This window comes from Mycobacterium sp. D16R24 (genome assembly GCF_002013385.1).
Taxonomy (GTDB): domain Bacteria; phylum Actinomycetota; class Actinomycetes; order Mycobacteriales; family Mycobacteriaceae; genus Mycobacterium.
Window position 1 is genome coordinate 1 of record NZ_MAEV01000015.1, and the last position, 14,957, is coordinate 14,957.

General features: G+C 64.0%; 16 protein-coding genes. 7 read left to right on the top strand and 9 right to left on the bottom strand.

Annotated elements, in window-relative coordinates:
- Window positions 1-444: 444 nt before the first annotated feature.
- On the top strand, window positions 445-1,371 hold the full coding sequence (locus tag B4383_RS26325; RefSeq protein WP_139360761.1) for a hypothetical protein: 927 nt from the start codon (window positions 445-447) through the stop codon (window positions 1,369-1,371).
- A 113-nt stretch (window positions 1,372-1,484) separates the two neighbouring features.
- Here B4383_RS26325 and B4383_RS13600 read toward each other — a convergent pair whose 3' ends face one another.
- Window positions 1,485-2,624: an acyl-CoA dehydrogenase family protein gene (locus tag B4383_RS13600; RefSeq protein ID WP_078290882.1), complete on the bottom strand. Its 1,140-nt coding sequence runs from the start codon at window positions 2,622-2,624 to the stop codon at window positions 1,485-1,487.
- A 75-nt stretch (window positions 2,625-2,699) separates the two neighbouring features.
- Between B4383_RS13600 and B4383_RS13605 the strand changes: the two genes are divergently transcribed.
- The gene (locus B4383_RS13605) at window positions 2,700-2,999 is read left to right on the top strand and encodes a hypothetical protein (RefSeq protein WP_078290884.1); all 300 of its coding nucleotides are present in this window, start codon (window positions 2,700-2,702) and stop codon (window positions 2,997-2,999) included.
- Window positions 3,000-3,004: 5 nt separating this feature from the next.
- Here the strand turns inward: B4383_RS13605 and B4383_RS13610 are convergent, their stop codons facing one another.
- The 4 genes from B4383_RS13610 to B4383_RS13625 all read right to left on the bottom strand — a co-directional run bounded on the left by B4383_RS13610 (window position 3,005) and on the right by B4383_RS13625 (window position 7,096).
- A complete protein-coding gene (locus B4383_RS13610; RefSeq protein WP_078290886.1) occupies window positions 3,005-4,036 on the bottom strand; it encodes a M4 family metallopeptidase in 1,032 nt (343 codons plus the stop codon).
- A gap of 70 nt (window positions 4,037-4,106) precedes the next feature.
- A complete protein-coding gene (locus B4383_RS13615; RefSeq protein WP_078290888.1) occupies window positions 4,107-4,370 on the bottom strand; it encodes a protealysin inhibitor emfourin in 264 nt (87 codons plus the stop codon).
- A 10-nt stretch (window positions 4,371-4,380) separates the two neighbouring features.
- On the bottom strand, window positions 4,381-5,415 hold the full coding sequence (locus B4383_RS13620; protein WP_078290891.1) for a M4 family metallopeptidase: 1,035 nt from the start codon (window positions 5,413-5,415) through the stop codon (window positions 4,381-4,383).
- Window positions 5,416-5,509: 94 nt separating this feature from the next.
- Complete coding sequence (locus tag B4383_RS13625; RefSeq protein WP_078290893.1) at window positions 5,510-7,096, bottom strand: ATP-binding cassette domain-containing protein; 1,587 nt, start codon at window positions 7,094-7,096, stop codon at window positions 5,510-5,512.
- A gap of 188 nt (window positions 7,097-7,284) precedes the next feature.
- On the opposite strand from B4383_RS13625, the gene B4383_RS13630 reads away from it, so the two are divergent.
- On the top strand, window positions 7,285-8,232 hold the full coding sequence (locus B4383_RS13630) for a hypothetical protein (protein WP_286150619.1): 948 nt from the start codon (window positions 7,285-7,287) through the stop codon (window positions 8,230-8,232).
- 2 nt (window positions 8,233-8,234) lie between these two features.
- On the opposite strand, the gene B4383_RS13635 is transcribed toward B4383_RS13630, so the two are convergent.
- Together B4383_RS13635 and B4383_RS13640 are read right to left on the bottom strand one after the other, a co-directional pair.
- On the bottom strand, window positions 8,235-8,948 hold the full coding sequence (locus tag B4383_RS13635) for a hypothetical protein (protein ID WP_078290896.1): 714 nt from the start codon (window positions 8,946-8,948) through the stop codon (window positions 8,235-8,237).
- 113 nt (window positions 8,949-9,061) lie between these two features.
- Window positions 9,062-9,730: a M15 family metallopeptidase gene (locus B4383_RS13640; RefSeq protein ID WP_078290898.1), complete on the bottom strand. Its 669-nt coding sequence runs from the start codon at window positions 9,728-9,730 to the stop codon at window positions 9,062-9,064.
- 50 nt (window positions 9,731-9,780) lie between these two features.
- Here B4383_RS13640 and B4383_RS13645 point away from each other — a divergent pair, with 50 nt between their 5' ends.
- From B4383_RS13645 to B4383_RS13655, 3 genes are all read left to right on the top strand, one after another.
- The gene (locus B4383_RS13645; protein WP_078290900.1) at window positions 9,781-10,815 is read left to right on the top strand and encodes a catalase family peroxidase; all 1,035 of its coding nucleotides are present in this window, start codon (window positions 9,781-9,783) and stop codon (window positions 10,813-10,815) included.
- Window positions 10,815-11,345 (top strand): cytochrome b/b6 domain-containing protein, encoded by a 531-nt coding sequence (locus B4383_RS13650; protein ID WP_078290902.1) that lies wholly within the window; start codon window positions 10,815-10,817, stop codon window positions 11,343-11,345. The genes B4383_RS13645 and B4383_RS13650 overlap by 1 nt, the downstream gene beginning before the upstream one ends.
- A 66-nt stretch (window positions 11,346-11,411) precedes the next feature.
- On the top strand, window positions 11,412-12,236 hold the full coding sequence (locus B4383_RS13655) for a glycoside hydrolase family 16 protein (protein WP_078290905.1): 825 nt from the start codon (window positions 11,412-11,414) through the stop codon (window positions 12,234-12,236).
- On the opposite strand, the gene B4383_RS13660 is transcribed toward B4383_RS13655, so the two are convergent.
- Complete coding sequence (locus B4383_RS13660; protein WP_176138399.1) at window positions 12,218-13,108, bottom strand: helix-turn-helix transcriptional regulator; 891 nt, start codon at window positions 13,106-13,108, stop codon at window positions 12,218-12,220. The genes B4383_RS13655 and B4383_RS13660 overlap by 19 nt on opposite strands.
- Window positions 13,109-13,270: 162 nt before the next feature.
- Here B4383_RS13660 and B4383_RS13665 point away from each other — a divergent pair, with 162 nt between their 5' ends.
- Window positions 13,271-14,176 (top strand): alpha/beta hydrolase, encoded by a 906-nt coding sequence (locus B4383_RS13665; protein WP_078290910.1) that lies wholly within the window; start codon window positions 13,271-13,273, stop codon window positions 14,174-14,176.
- A 3-nt stretch (window positions 14,177-14,179) separates the two neighbouring features.
- Here B4383_RS13665 and B4383_RS13670 read toward each other — a convergent pair whose 3' ends face one another.
- Complete coding sequence (locus tag B4383_RS13670; RefSeq protein WP_078290913.1) at window positions 14,180-14,950, bottom strand: S1/P1 nuclease; 771 nt, start codon at window positions 14,948-14,950, stop codon at window positions 14,180-14,182.
- Window positions 14,951-14,957 lie beyond the last annotated feature (7 nt).

Genomic DNA, 14,957 nt, shown 5'->3' on the forward strand with positions numbered 1-14,957 from the left:
AGATCACGAGCGGTTGCAATATGCCTATGTAGGGGGAATCAAGCAAGCATGTCAGCTCCATATCACCTCTGGAATGCCGCTCGGTCATGGGCGGACTGCGAAGTCGAGACCGAAGATCAGTTCATCCCCGCGATCCGGAGTCTGTTCCCCACCGACATTCCGGACGATCAACAAGAGCTCCGACTCGATATCCAACTGATACCAGAGCTCGACCAAGGCAGTCGCGCGTCTCGAGTATCCGTCAGAGCTGGCGGCCGGACCGTCGGTTACCTCGACGAGGACGAGACCTCGAAATGGATAGCGATACTTCTACGTATCATCGGATCAGGCTTTGTACCAACGACATCTGGCCGCATCTGGATAAGCGAGTGGGATGGATGGGACGGAGTTGAGGTGAGGTGTTCAGTTCGCGTTTGCCTTGGCGCACCAAACGAGGCAATCCCAGTGAACGAACCGCCCAAAGTCGCCTACACAATGCTTCCTCAATCGTCGATCGTCCAGGTGACAAAAGAGGACGAGCACTTCGATGTCCTATCAAAATGCGTTCCTCTTGGCGGATACGGAGTACTATTCGCCACCCTCTGCGAGAACGCGCCCGGTGGTCGAGCAAAGCCGCATGTCGAAGTCCGCATAGACAACCAACGCGTAGGGCAACTGACACCGCAGATGAGCCAGCGGTATATACCGATGATCCGGCATCTCGAAGCTCGCGGTCTTGTTACCGCATGTTGGGCAGACATCACGGGCTCTGCTGTCGCAGCTGAAGTACGCATCGCAGCTGTAAAGGCCAACGAAGCATCGACGGATGTCCTCGATGGCCCTCCGATCACAATCCCAGCGCTTACGCCAGAACTGATGGATCCGCGTCAATACAACACATCACCCCTGCAATCGTTGATGACGCCACTTCCGCTGGTACCCAAGGCGACGCGACCTGTACCGCCAGAGCCCGCAGATGGGTCAGTAATTCGATTCTCAAAAAGCAAGGGCCGTTACAACTACATCGCGGTACGAAGGGGAAGTTACTGGGAGACAACAGCAACGGATAACTGGGGTTCGATCAACGAAGTGATGAGATGGACGGATCTGGCGACACGTTTGCGAGACTTTGCAGTCGTTTCGCGATGGGATGCCCCAAAACCACAGGACCAACGCCTTCGCGAAAACCTCGCGGTTGTTCGTTTCTCAATCAATGGTATGTACCTCGCGGCGATACGCATCGCCGGGTACGACGGCCAAGCAGATTGGTACACAACCATTACCAACGAAGCAGAGTTGCAACTACCTTTTGGCGACTGTGCCAGCTGGTCTGAGATATCCCAGCACGGAAGCCACATACAGATAGCCGATGGTTGGGTCTCGTCGTCTTGATGGAATCGTGGCCTCTAGAGATGCAGCCTTCACACACGGTCGGTGACTTGCTGTCGCATAGACGTGGGCACTAGGGACATGTCTTTCCGCCCGACTCCCGCTGGGCCCAACCCTCAGGAGAATCCGTCGATCTGGGATAGCACCCGCATCATCACCTCGTCGGCGCCGCCGCCGATGCTGAGCAGACGCTGATCCCGGAAGAATCGCGACGTCCACGTCTCGGTCATGTAGCCCATGCCGCCATGCACCTGCAGACACCAGTCGCCGGCCTCGCGAACCAGCGGCCCGGCGGTGAGCTTGGCGATGGTCACCTCGCGGGTCACGTTCTCCCCCGCCATGTACCGGCCGGCGATATCGCGGTTGTAGACCTCCAGCATGTCGGCCCGCGCGGCAAAACCCGCGTACTGGTAGGCCAGATGCTGATTCTTGGTGAGCGGCTTACCAAACACGTAGCGCGCCAACGCGTATTCCTTGGTGCGCTGCAGGGCCCTATTCACGCTGGCGGGGATGCCGTAGGCGCCGAACATGCGCTCCATGACGAACTGGGACATCTGCTGCTGAAACCCGCGGCCGACCTCGCCGATGGTATTGGACACCGGCACCCGCACGTCGTCGAATGTGATCAGGCCCGTGTCGGAGGCGTACATGCCGAGCTTGTCGAGCTTGCGCACCTGGTATCCGGGCGCCTTGGTCGGCACGATGATCTGGCTCATCCCCGCGTATCCGCCCTCATCGGAGGTGCGGGCCAGCACGCACAGCCAGTCGGCCTGAACGGAGTTGGTGATGAACATCTTTGAGCCGTTGATCACCCAGTCGTCGCCGTCACGGCGGGCATGGGTCTTGATACCGGCCACATCGGATCCGGCGTCGGGCTCGGTCACCGCGATGGCGGCGATCTGCTCGCCCTGCAACGCCGGCGTCAGGTACTCGCGCTTGAGCTCGTCGGTGCCGTGCTTGTGCAGCGACGGGGTCGCCATCGCGACGTGCACTCCGAAGGCCATCGGGAACGAGCCGTGATCCACCCGGCCCAGTTCCTCGGCGAGCACCAGTGTGAAGAGGTGATCGGCGCCCTGCCCGCCGTACTCGGGGTCGTATTCGAGGCCGACCAATCCGAGTTTGGCCATATCGGCGATCACGTCGTGCAGCGGCATCATCTGCTCGCGTTCCCACTCGTCGACGTGGGGGTTGATCTTCTCCTCGATGTACCGGCGGACGGTACTGCGGAAGTCGTCGTGCTCGGACGAGAACGTCATCGGTCTCTCCTTGTATCGGTGTTGGGAGCCATCTTGCCTCAGCCGGGCGAGCTAACATGGTGGCGGAGGTCTCCCATGAGGTTCGCAGCAGTGTTCGCATCGGCAGTGATGGCGCTGTCACTTGCGCCGATGGCCGTCGCGGACCCCAACTGGCCGATCGCCGGATCCGGCTCCGCCAGCGAAACCATCTCGGAATTGGAAAGCCAGGGGTACGAGGTTCAGATCAACTGGGTCAACGGCAACACCCTGACTCCGCTGGAGTTCTGCACCGTCAACGGCATCAACAATCCCGACCGCTCGGGCACGCAGGTCAAGGCCAACACGACCGTCTACGTCGATGTCTCCTGCCCCAACTACTGGGACACCGGCGACTAAGCCTCTTAGAGCCCGACCTCGGTCCATGCCTCGTCAACGGCCGTGGCGGGTGAATCAGCACCGGAGCGTGCCGCGGCGATCTGCCGGGTGAGTTTCGCGAAAGCCTTGAACGTCATGTTCTTTCTTGCCTTGGGGCTGGTCAGCGCCTCGTACCAGACCGTCCCCACGGCCTCCCAGGAATTGGAGCCGTGTTTGGTCGCCGCGAGGTAGAACGCGTGGTTGGGGATGCCGCTGCCGTCGTGCGGGTCACTGCCGGGCACGTAGTCGCGATAGTGACCCGGTTGCGGCGAGAGACAGTGTGCGGCACCGGGGTCGGCGAGATCCCGCAGACACGTGTACCCCTTGTCGACGGCACGCGGCCCCAGAATGTCCTTGCCGATCAGCCAATCGGCCGTGTCCGCGGTCTGTTCTGCTTGCCATTGCCGGAACATCGACCCGAAGACATCCGAGACACTCTCGTTCAATGCCCCGGCCTCGTTCTCGTAGTTCAGGCCTGCGGTGAATTGTGTAACCCCGTGTGTCAGTTCATGACCGATCACATCGTTGGCCTTGGTGAAGTCCAGAAACATCTGGCCGTCACCATCGCCGTAAGCCATCTGCGAACCGTTCCAGAACGCGTTGGCGTACTTGACGCCATAGTGGACGGACGAGATCAGCGTCATTCCCGCGTTGTCAACGGAGTTGCGGCCGAAGCACTCCCGGTAGAAACGCACGACCGCAGCCGTTTCGGTGAATGCCCGCGCGGCGGTGGCATCCTTGGATGTGGCCGGATTGGCGACGGCCACGCCCGGCAGCGACGTGGTCTGCCGACAATCGAACACCGGCGTTTCGGGGACCTTGGCCAACGCCGTCGCGGCCGCGCTGATGGTGTTACCGCTTGCCAACCGAGTAGCTCGCGTATGCGCATTGCGCAAGGTACGCCAAGACAATTCGGATGCCGCGGTCGACAACAGCGCGACGCGTGAATCCTCGGTGATGTCACCATCCTCAGCCAGTCGCGACAGTACGGCCGGCGGGATGATGAAACGCGTGCACATTACGAATCACCCTACCCGGCAGTGTGCATGCCCGCTCGGCTCGTGAGCGGTGAACTGTCAGGTCCGGCCGTCAGATCCGCTCTTTGACGAGCTGGCGGACGGCGTCGGGCAGCAGACTCTCCGGGATGGCCCGAGTGGTCCGATCAGACCCGCTGACCCGGGTCACCGTGTAGGTGAAGCGGTCGGCACCCGGGTCGCCCGGAAGCGACCCGGGGCTGTCCAACAATCCGTCCAGTGCGCGTCGCGCCTCGGGGTCCAAGCTCTGGTCAGTACACGTGCCGCTGGCCGGAAGCCCGGTGAATCCGCCCCGTCTGTCGATGAGGTACTCCACCATGACGGCGACGCTACAGCCCGACCGCGGTCCACGCGTCGTCTATCGCCTTATGTACAGATTCGGCGGCCGCGTTGGCTGCGGAGATCTCACGTGTCAGGTTGGCGAAGGCCTTCATCTTCATGTTCGGACGGGCCTTCGGGCTGGTCAGAGCCTCGTACCAGACCGTGCCCACGCCCTGCCAGGAGTACGAGCCGTGCTTGGTCGCCGCGAGGTAGAACGCGTAGTTGGGGATGCCGCTGCTCTCATGCGGGTCACTGCCGGGCACGTAGTCGCGATAGTGCGACGGCTGCGGTGCGAGGCAGTGCCGGGCGCCCGGATCGGACATATCGCGCAGGCAGGTGAAGCCCTTGGCGATGGCGCGCGGACCCATGATGTCCTTGCCGATCAGCCAGTCGGCTTGTTCGACCGTTTGTCCGGCGCTCCACTGCCGGAACATCGACCCGAACACATCCGACATGCTCTCGTTGAGGCCACCGGCCTCGTTCTCGTAGAGCAGGCCCGCCGTGTACTGGGTGACGCCGTGCGTCAGCTCGTGGCCGATCACGTCGTTGGATCCGGTGAAGTCGACGAAGATCTCGCCATCACCATCGCCGTACGTCATCTGCGAACCGTTCCAGAATGCGTTGGAGTAGTTCACGCTGTAGTGCACGGAGGACACCAACGTCATGCCTTCGTCGTCCACCGAGTTGCGTCCGAAGCATTCCTTGTAAAACTTTGCCACCGAAGCGGTTTCAGTGAACGCGTACTTGGCGGAGGTATCGCTGGAGGTTCCTGGATTGGTGATCGTGATGCCGGGCAGCGAGGTGGTGTGCTTGCAGTCGAACACCGGGGTACCGGGAGCCGTGGCCAGCGCCTTGGCGACGCCGAAGAATGCGTCGGCGCGGGCCAGCAGTCCGGCCTGAGTGGCCTCGGTGTGCGCGTCGCGCAATGTGCGCCAGGCCGATTCGGACGCGGCCGTCGCGGCCAGGGCCGTTCGCGAGTCGTCGGCGACGCTGTCATCGTCGGCCAATCGCAGCAGGACATCTTGGGGGATAATGAAACACATCGTGAGTCTCCTTGACATGGCCGCGCATGCGCGGGGTGGGAACATGACGAGCTCAGCGTGCGTACGGAGGTATCCCGCTGACGTGCGTACTGCACTACCCGATTACCGGCTCCGCTCTCCAGTCCGTCTGCCGGGCCCCGATGTCCTCGAGAAAGCCCAGGTCGTGGCTGGCCACGATCACCGCGCCTCGGTACTCCCCTAGCCCCGAGACCAGCGCGTCGTAGGAGGCGAAGTCCAGGTTGTTGGTGGGTTCGTCGAGCAACAGCAGCTGCGGTGCAGGGTCTGCCAGCAGCACGGCGGCCAGCGTCGCTCGGAAGCGTTCACCACCGGAGAGTGCGCCGACAAGCCTGTCGGCGGCATTGCCACGGAACAGGAATCGTGCCAGTCGCGCGCGGATGGTGTTCATATCGGCGTGCGGAGCACGGCGGGCCACGTTGTCGGCGACACTCAACGCATCGTCCAGCAGGTCAAGACGCTGCGGAAGCAGACCCAGCGGAACATGCACCGTCACAGCACCTTCGGCGGCCGGGATGCGGCCCGCGATGGTGTGCAGCAGGGTGGTCTTTCCCGAACCGTTGGGCCCCACCAACCCCACTCGCTGGGGCCCGCGCAGCTCCAGATGTGCGGCCGTACCGTGCCGCAGCACCAGGTTGTCGGTGGTGACGACGACGCGGCCGGGGGGAACCTCGGTGCCCGGCAGGTCGATACGGATGGAGCGGTCGGTACGCAGCCGGGTCTGCGCCTCATCCAGATTCTCGCGGGCCTTGTCCAACCGGTCGGTCTGCGTCTGCTTGAGTGCCGCCGCCGATTCCTGCGCGGATCGCTTGCGCAGCCCCATGACGATCTTGGGCTCACGCTTGTTGGCTTGCATCTTGGCGCCGTAGCGGCGCCGCTGCGCGATCACCCTTTCGGCCTCGGCGAGGTCGCGGCGCTCACGGCGCACCTCGGCCTTGGCTGTCGAGATCGCCTGCGCGGCGGCCTCTTGTTCGGCCGTGATCGCGGCCGCGTACTCGCTGTATCCACCCCCGTACCAGGCCACGGCGCCATCGCGTAGATCCCCGATGCGCTCCACGTGCTCCAGCAGCTCGCGGTCGTGGCTGACCACCAGCAGGGTGCGCGGCCAGGACGACACCACGTCGTACAGGTGCCGGCGGGATTGGCCGTCGAGGTTGTTGGTCGGCTCGTCGAGCAGCAGGACGTCGGGGCGTCGCAGCAGCAGCCGGGCCAGACCGAGCCGGATCACCTCGCCCCCGGACAGATCGCCCAGCGTGCGGTCCAGCACCGCGGTAGGCAGGCCGAGACGGTCCAGTTCGGCGCGCACCCGCTCGGCCAGATCCCAGTCATCGCCCACGGTGTCGAAGTCGCCCTGGTCGGTGGAGCCGTTCTCGATGGCCGCGATGGCCGCCAGCACCGGCGTCAAACCCAGCAGATCGGGTACCGACTGGTCGGCGCGGATGGTGAGATCCTGTGGCAGATAACCGATATGGCCCGAGGCATGAACCATCCCCGAGGTAGGCAGCAGCTCGCCCGCGATGAGCTTGAGCAGTGTGGACTTACCGGAGCCATTGACACCGACCAGCCCGGATCGCCCTGCCGGAACCAGCATGTCGAGCCCGTCGAGAACGACGGAACCGTCGGGATGTACGTAGGTGAGAGCGTTCGAAGAAATGACAGCAGACATGGAAAGGACTTCCTGTGAGGTGGGGTCGCCGAAATCGCGCGAGGGCGTGTCGGCGGAATGCCAGACCTCACAGATCCATGTCGTACCTTTCGTCGGGGACGAGGACGCCAGCCAGAATAGGCGCCGCGGGGTGGGGCGGCAAGGGGATTTTCCTGCCTGGTCAGGGCCGCCGCGCGTAGCATGCTCGCATGCCGGCCGAAGAAGCGTCGGAGGAGCCAGCGCGTCAATCTGCCGATGCGCCGGGGAAGCTCGCCGCTCCGGCCGCCCAGGACTCTCCGGATCCGGTGTCGATCCTTCGCCCCGTCATCGCCGTCATCACCACGGTGGGAACACCGTTGACGATGATCACGGCGCTGCTGCTGTACTTCGGCTGGGCCCGCAGCGACGCGCAGTCGCAGTGGATGGGTATCGAGGTAAGCCTGTTCCGCTTCACCACCCAGGACTACGTGCTGCGCAGCATCAGCACGCTATACCTGCCGATCCTGGCGACGGCGGTCATCGGAATCGCCTGGCTGGCAGCGCATCGCGCGTTGAGCGAGAAGATCGAGCGTGACGGCATGACCGACACGATCCGGGTGATCTGCCGGGTGACGATGCTCGGCGGGCTGGGTGTGGCCATCCTGGGTGTGGTGCTGCCCGCGCTGACGCGCAGCTGGGAACCCGGCACGGTGGTGTGGCCGCTCATGATCGCGATCGGCACGGCCCTGGCGGTGTACGGCAGGCATCTGAGCCGTCAGGGGCAGGAACGCACGCGGCCCCGCAACGCCATTGCCCGCCCCCCGGACGTGCTCGAGGCCGTGCTCGTCGGCATTGTGATTGCGGCAGCGATGTTCTGGGCGGTGCAGGGGTACGCCGATATCGTCGGACGGGGGTATGCGCAGCGCTACGAAGACTCGGTGTCCTCACTGCCCCGCGCGACGGCTGTCAGCGAGAGCCCGCTGGGCATCGACTCGCCCGTGGTGCGCACCGAGGAGATCACCACTGGGCCCAAAACGCTGTACCGCACCACGGGATTACGGCTGCTCGCCGAGTCCGGGGGCCGGCTGTTCCTGATGACCGAGGGGTGGACCGTCCGGAACGGCAGCATCATCGTGTTGGACGAGAACGACTCAGTGCACTGGCAGTTCTCGCACTGACCTCACCGCGTCGGCGTGGTGGTGGTCGTGGTTGAGGTCGTACTCGATGTTGTGGTGCTTGATGTCGTGGAACTGGTTGTGGAGGAATCGGTCTCGTCCGGTGGCACGAAGCTGTTGTTGTCCTTCGAGCATGCCGTCCGGCCGTCGGTCTGCGGGAACGTCAGCTCGGGCTGGCTGCTCGGGTGCTCCTCATGCCAGGCAAGGAGCTTGGTGACCATGGCCGCGATGGTGTCGTCGACGCACTGTGCCGGGCCGATCTCGACACCCCCGCCGCGTGCCGCAAAGGCCTTGGCCGCCACATCCCATTGGCTCGCCTCGCCGTTCACCGCGGCACGGCATACGCTCACCGCCGCTTCGTAGAGGTTGCCCTCGGGTTTCTGGACATTCTTCAGGCTGTCGCAGTCATGCTTGAGGAAGTAGACGTAGACGTCCCATCCCGGCGTCGGGAAGGCAGGGTCCTTGGGCCCGTAGGGCACCCATGCGAGCCCGTCGTCCTTGGGCGTCTTGCCGGATGTGGACGACCCACCGCCGCTGGTGCTTTCGTGCGAACCACCGTCGCCCTCATGGGTGATGGTCGTCTGATCGGTGACGGTTTGGGTGACGGTCCGCGTGACAGATTCACCGGCGCCGCCGCAGGCGACCACAACGGCGCAGACAAGCACCGCAAGAGGAGCGTGGCGGCGCACTGTCCCAACGGGAATCGGCGATGCAGGCATGGCAACCTCCCAGCAGGATCATTCGATCCGAAAGGGAAATTACTCCGGTAGAGCACCATCGCACCGGGTACTGGACTACTCAATTTCTCCCGAGTAGTGGAACAACCGTCTGGTCAGTTGACCGGCACCTGCAGAATCGGACGGTCCACACCCGCGCCGGGTCCGTCGAAATGCCACCACTCACCCGAGTACACCTGCAGCCCGCCGGCCTGCATGGCGCCGCGCAGGCGGGCCCGGTTGGCCTGCTGGTCCGCACTGACCCCGTCGGTGGCGTAGGCCAGGGAACGCGGTGAGAAATCGTCGAATCCGGTGCCCATGTCGACCAGACCCCGCGCATTGGCCAGGGTGACGTCCACCGAACGTCCGGCCTCGTGGCTGCGGGCGTACTGGCCGGGCTTGGCGACCCAGTTCGGGTTGGGCACTACCTGGAACATGCGAATCTGCACGTCGTGCGGGCGGTAACAGTCCCAGAAGACGAGCCGCTCGCCATTGGTGCGCAGCGTGTCGGCGGCGGTCTTGAGGCCCGGCGCCATCGATTCGTGCACCAGGCAGCGGGCGTCGGCCGGGTACAGCTGCACACCGGTGAAGTTGTTGGTGGTGGCGTAGCGCAGATCGATGATCGCGTCGGGGACGACGCTGCGCACGTCCAGCAGCCCCGCGGCGCGGGCGGCCTCGCTCACGGGTGGGACTCCGGGATCGGCGCTGGCGGGTGCGAACTGACTCAGAGCACACCCGAGACCGAGGGCTGCGTATCCGAGACCGAGGATGAGACGCTTCATCATCGTTTCATTGTCCCCGGTGCGCTCACAGATTCGCGTATTAGGCTCGTTTCGTGGTCGCACACAAGCTAGACCGCCGCATGTTTATGGGTCTGGTCGCCGCCGGGGCAGTCACCGTGACGGGGCTGGGTGGCTTCTTGGCTCTGGAGGGCCGAGGCGGCCTGCGACTGACCGGGCGCTCCTTCATCGACCTGTTCGAGACGACCGGTGGGAAGTTCGTCGGGTATCGACGCAACCACGCCAAAGCCCTTGCGGTGTCGGGCCGTTTCGAAAGCAATGGCGCGGGAGCGGAAGTCTCCTCGGCGTCGGTGTTCGTCAAGGGCGTTCATCCCGTCGTCGGGCGATTCTCGGTGGGCGGCCAGAATCCACACCAACCCGATACCGGTGCCGGACAGGCGCTGGCTCTGGAGTTTTCACTTCCCGGCGGGCAGCAGTGGCGCACCGCGATGGCCGCCGCGCCGGTCTTCATGGCCCCGACGCCGGAGATGTTCTACGGGCTGATCGCGGCACGAACCTCGGGTGACAAGGAGAAGGTGGCAACGTTCCTGCGGGATAACCCTGCCACGGCCGCCGCGCAGAAGCTGATCGAGGCGGCACCCAAGGCGTCGTCGTTCGCGCAGGCCAGCTATTCGAGCCTCAACGCCTTCATCTTCGTCAACAAGGACGGGGCCCGGACTCCGGTGCGGTGGCGGGTGATTCCCGACGGCGACGAGGCCGGAACCTCAGCGAAGAACGGGCCCAATTGGATGTTCGAGGCGCTGGCCCAGCGGGTGCGCCGCGGTGAGCTGCGCTACCGACTGCTGCTTCAGATCGGTATGCCGGGCGTGGATCAGACGCACGATCCGACGCTGCCCTGGCCGGCCGATCGTGAGCAGATCGATGCCGGAACACTGGTGCTTGGCCACGCGATAGCCCAAGAGCAGGAACGCATCCGGGATACCAACTTCGATCCGACAGTGCTGCCCAACGGAATTGAGATATCCGATGATCCGATCCTGGCGGCACGCGCGGCCGTCTATGCCGAGTCGTTCCGGCGCCGCGCGCGGGAAACTCCGGCGCCGGTGGAACAGTTCGGGCAGGACATCTGATGACTGAATCCACGGGTGTCGAGCGTTTCGGACTGGCCGCACAGCTTCTGCATTGGGTGATGGCGGTTTCGATCATCACGATGTTGGTGCTGGGCGCGCTGCTCGTCGGGTCACTGGGCGACTACCCGATGGTGCTGGCCTGGCATAAGGCCGTCGGCGTGCTGGTGTTGGTGCTCGCGATGCTGCGCCTCGGAAACCGGATCTGGCACAAGCCGCCGCCGCTGTCCCTGGCCCAGCCGGAACGCTTCATCGCGGCCGGTTCCGAGCTCGCGATGTACACGCTGTTCCTGGCGCAACCGGTGATCGGATGGGCGTTGGTATCGGCGTCGGGGGTCCCGGTCCAGGTCGCAGGACTGCGTTTTCCGTCGATCGTGCCGACCAGCATCGGGTGGTACGGCGTGCTGCGCGAGGCACACGCGTGGGTGGCCTACGCGTTGCTCGCCTGCATAGTTGCCCATGTCAGCGCGGTGCTGTTTCACACGATCGGGTTGCGGGACGGATTACTCGCCAGGATGCTTCCGCGCCACTAGCAGCCAAAATAGGCGGGGCTGCGTTCATCGGCGGGTTTCAACCATTATCGTTTCGGGGTGCCCGAAATGGATCGCCGTAAGTTGATACTGACCATGGGCTTCGGCATCGCCGCAGCCGCCCTGCCCCTCTCGACGGCTCAGGCCGACCCGGGACGTAGCCCGGCGGCGCCGCCCGATGCCCAATCCAGTGGCTTTGTCTTCCGCGACGAATTCGACGGTCCCGCCGGTTCGGCCCCGGATGGTTCCAAGTGGGTGGCCGCGAAGTTCCGCGAGAAGATCAAGAACCCGGTGTTCTGGGACCGCCCCGAGAACATGGGTGAGTACCGCGACAGCCGCACCAACATCTTCCTCGACGGAAACTCCAACCTGGTGATCCGAGCGACGAAGGAAGGCAGCAAGTACTTCAGCGGCAAGCTGCACGGCACCTTCCGCGGCACCATCGGCCACACCTTCGAGGCGCGCGTCAAGTTCAACTGTCTGACCGACGGTGCCTGGCCGGCGTGGTGGCTGCTGAACGACAACCCCGAGCGCGGCGGCGAGATCGACCTCGTGGAGTGGTACGGCAACCGTGACTGGCCCTCGGGCACCACGATTCACGCGCGCCTGGACGGCACCTCGTTCGAGACGCTGCCGATGCCGGTGGACAACAACTGGCACACCTGGCGCTGCACCTGGACCGATGCCGGGCTGTACTTCTGGATGGACTACCACGACGGCGCGGAGCCGTACCTGACGGTGGACGCGAATTCCCTTGACGATTGGCCGTTTAACGACCCGGGCTACACACTGCAGCCGATGCTGAACCTGGCCGTTTCCGGTTCCGGTGGCGGCGATCCGTCGGGTGGCTCCTACCCGGCTGAGATGCTCGTCGACTACGTGCGCGTCTGGTAGTCACCGAGCGGAGCTGCCGACTCCGGGAGACTGGCCGCAATGCGTGCCAGGGCGCTAAAGGCATGGCGTGATTGCGAGTTCGGGGTTGGTACCAGAAACACCAACGTTGTCTCATGGCTCTCGGCACGTTGGTAGATGTGCGAATCCAGGGTGAATTCCCCGGCAACGGGGTGCCGGTAACGCTTACGACCGGAAGTGTTGTGGTGCGCCACCGTCTGCGATGTCCACCAGAGGCGAAAATCTCGGTCGCGTGCGGAGAGCTCCCCCACTAGTTCAGCCAGGCGGGGGCTGTGCGGATTACGCGCCGCGTCCATACGCAGGTAAGCCACGCACGTACGACCCACTGACTCCCAATCGAGATACATCGCGCGAACCTGAGCGTCCAAGAATGCCAGCCAGACCAGGTTTCGATGCGCACGTGGGACCTGCGCGAAGTCCAGGAACAATGCGGACGCAAGGGTATTCCAACCCAGGATGTCCAGGTAAGGGCCGAGCACCAGTACCGGCACATCACCGAGGTGCGCTAAGAGGTTGCGGGTTGAAGCATCGACCGTCATATCGCCATTCGACATGGGGATCGCGGGCTTTCGAGCCAGCGTGCGAACGTAGGTTTCCTGATCAGCGTTGAGCCGTAACGCTTCACATACTGCGGCCAACGTGTACTCGGAAACGCTGGAAAGCCGCCCCTGCTCCAAGCGCGCGTAATAGTCGGCGCTGATCCCTGCAAGCTGTGCGACCTCCTCGCGCCGCAAGCCGGTGACTCGCCGTATCCCCGCTGCCGGGGGTAGCCCCACTTGATCTCGAGTCAGCTCCGCGCGGCGTGCCCGCAAAAACGGTCCCAGTTCGATACGGGCCTCGGAGATATCTGCCATGGGCAGAGCATGCCATCCGAATCGCATTCGCCAGTTCGGTCCGGGTAGGTAAAAAGTACCTAGGGACAGGGCCTAGCCGCGCCACGAAATCTCAACCAGGATGAGTCGATAGCGGCTAGTTGATGGTCGGTCGCAATTCCGCACGAGCAGAAGAGGCCAATAATGCCCGAGAGTGTCCGGTTCACCAGCAAAGGCCTACAACTGTCAGGGAATTTGCACTATCCCGAATCCACGGAAGACAGCCTGCCTGCGGTCGTGGTCGGCCACCCGTTCGGCGGAGTGAAGGAACAAACAGCCGGCCTGTACGCACAGGAATTGGCCGCAAAGGGTTTCGTGGCATTGACATTCGACGCGAGCTATCAAGGTGAGAGCGAGGGCGAGCCACGTTTCCTGGAAGATCCGTCCACGCGGGTCGAGGACATTCGTTCGGCGGTCTCGTTCTTGACCACCGTGGCGCGGGTAGACCCTGATCGGATTGGCGCTCTGGGTATTTGCGCATCCGGTGGCTATGTCCCCAACGCCGCCGCCACCGATCAGCGGATAAAGGCTGTCGGGACTATCAGCGCTGCCGACATTGGATCGCTGTACCGCGACGGGCTCGGCGGTGGGCAGAGTGTGGAACAGCTCCAACAAGCGCTCTCCGCGGCGGCGATCGATCGGACCGCCCAAGCCCACGGTGCCAAACCAACGCTGGCACACGTGGTTCCCGAACCAGATGAAATCACTGCCGACACCCCCTCGTTGTTCGCAGAAGGAACCAACTACTACCGCACACCCCGGGCGCAGCATCCGAACTCTCCGAATTGGTATGTGGCGTCGAGCATCGTTCCGATCGCGGCGTACTCCTCGTACGACCACGTCGATCTCATTTCTCCGCGTCCGCTGTTGATGATCGCGGGCACCGAAGCGGACACGCTGTACTTCAGCGAGCAGGCCATAGCCAAGGCCGCTGAGCCGAAGGAGCTCCACCTGATCGACGGCGCCACACACATCGACCTGTACGACAGGCCGCAATATGTCGGCCCGGCGGTCGAGAAACTCGCCGAGTTCTTCGCGAAGTACCTGTAGGCGCTAGCTGAGTGTCTCGTTGATCAAACGCGCCAGGCGATCGCCGGCCAGGCGCAGCTGCGCCTCGGCGATCGGCCGGTACTGGTTGGTGTAGTCGGTGCCGATGGTCGAGGTGTTCGGGTACGCACCCACGGCGATATGGCAGGTGTCTTGGGCCCAGTCGACGGGATCGGTGCTGCCGAGATCGGGCGCCGGCAGCGCCTGGACCACCTGGGTGTACTGGGCATCATTGAGGCCGCGGGTGTTCAGTAATCCGCTGTCCCACACCGAATGCAGGTTGGTGGACCGGCCGTTGTAGGTCAGAGGAATGTCGTTACCGCCGCGGTCGCGGGCGTACGCGTCATGCATCGGCTGATGAATGTCGCCGACGAAATGCACGACGAACTTCAGGGCCTCCTGGCGTTCGGCATCCGTTTTGGATCCATCGCCAAGGATCGCGGTCTGGGTGCGGATGGCCTCGATGACGTTATTGCCGTTGTCGCCATTGATCGCGGGCACGTATTGGCAGTTGTTCTCGGCGATATCGGCGTAGTGCCAGGGTGCGGTGTTCGGTCGGCTGGGACGCACCTGGTCAGCCCAGTTGGCTACACCGGCGAGCGTCGGGGTGGCCTGTCCGGCCAGCAGGCGCGAAACCTCTGCGCGGGCGCCGGGCGTGAGCTGCGCATCGGCCACTGCTCCCACGATGCCGTGTCCCTGCGGACCCCAGGCCGCGGCCAGCGGCGCCGTCACGAGCAGCAGCGCGGTCGCGACCATCAACGCGCCAAACTTTTTCATCACCAGT

Bases quoted from the DNA above. Each gene is read 5' to 3' on its own strand.
- B4383_RS13600 (WP_078290882.1), bottom strand. From the start codon at position 2,624: ATGACGTTCTCGTCCGAGCACGACGACTTCCGCAGTACCGTCCGCCGG.
- B4383_RS13605 (WP_078290884.1), top strand. From the start codon at position 2,700: ATGAGGTTCGCAGCAGTGTTCGCATCGGCAGTGATGGCGCTGTCACTT.
- B4383_RS13610 (WP_078290886.1), bottom strand. From the start codon at position 4,036: ATGTGCACGCGTTTCATCATCCCGCCGGCCGTACTGTCGCGACTGGCT.
- B4383_RS13615 (WP_078290888.1), bottom strand. From the start codon at position 4,370: ATGGTGGAGTACCTCATCGACAGACGGGGCGGATTCACCGGGCTTCCG.
- B4383_RS13620 (WP_078290891.1), bottom strand. From the start codon at position 5,415: ATGTGTTTCATTATCCCCCAAGATGTCCTGCTGCGATTGGCCGACGAT.
- B4383_RS13625 (WP_078290893.1), bottom strand. From the start codon at position 7,096: ATGTCTGCTGTCATTTCTTCGAACGCTCTCACCTACGTACATCCCGAC.
- B4383_RS13630 (WP_286150619.1), top strand. From the start codon at position 7,285: ATGCCGGCCGAAGAAGCGTCGGAGGAGCCAGCGCGTCAATCTGCCGAT.
- B4383_RS13635 (WP_078290896.1), bottom strand. From the start codon at position 8,948: ATGCCTGCATCGCCGATTCCCGTTGGGACAGTGCGCCGCCACGCTCCT.
- B4383_RS13640 (WP_078290898.1), bottom strand. From the start codon at position 9,730: ATGATGAAGCGTCTCATCCTCGGTCTCGGATACGCAGCCCTCGGTCTC.
- B4383_RS13650 (WP_078290902.1), top strand. From the start codon at position 10,815: ATGACTGAATCCACGGGTGTCGAGCGTTTCGGACTGGCCGCACAGCTT.
- B4383_RS13655 (WP_078290905.1), top strand. From the start codon at position 11,412: ATGGATCGCCGTAAGTTGATACTGACCATGGGCTTCGGCATCGCCGCA.
- B4383_RS13660 (WP_176138399.1), bottom strand. From the start codon at position 13,108: ATGGCAGATATCTCCGAGGCCCGTATCGAACTGGGACCGTTTTTGCGG.
- B4383_RS13665 (WP_078290910.1), top strand. From the start codon at position 13,271: ATGCCCGAGAGTGTCCGGTTCACCAGCAAAGGCCTACAACTGTCAGGG.
- B4383_RS13670 (WP_078290913.1), bottom strand. From the start codon at position 14,950: ATGAAAAAGTTTGGCGCGTTGATGGTCGCGACCGCGCTGCTGCTCGTG.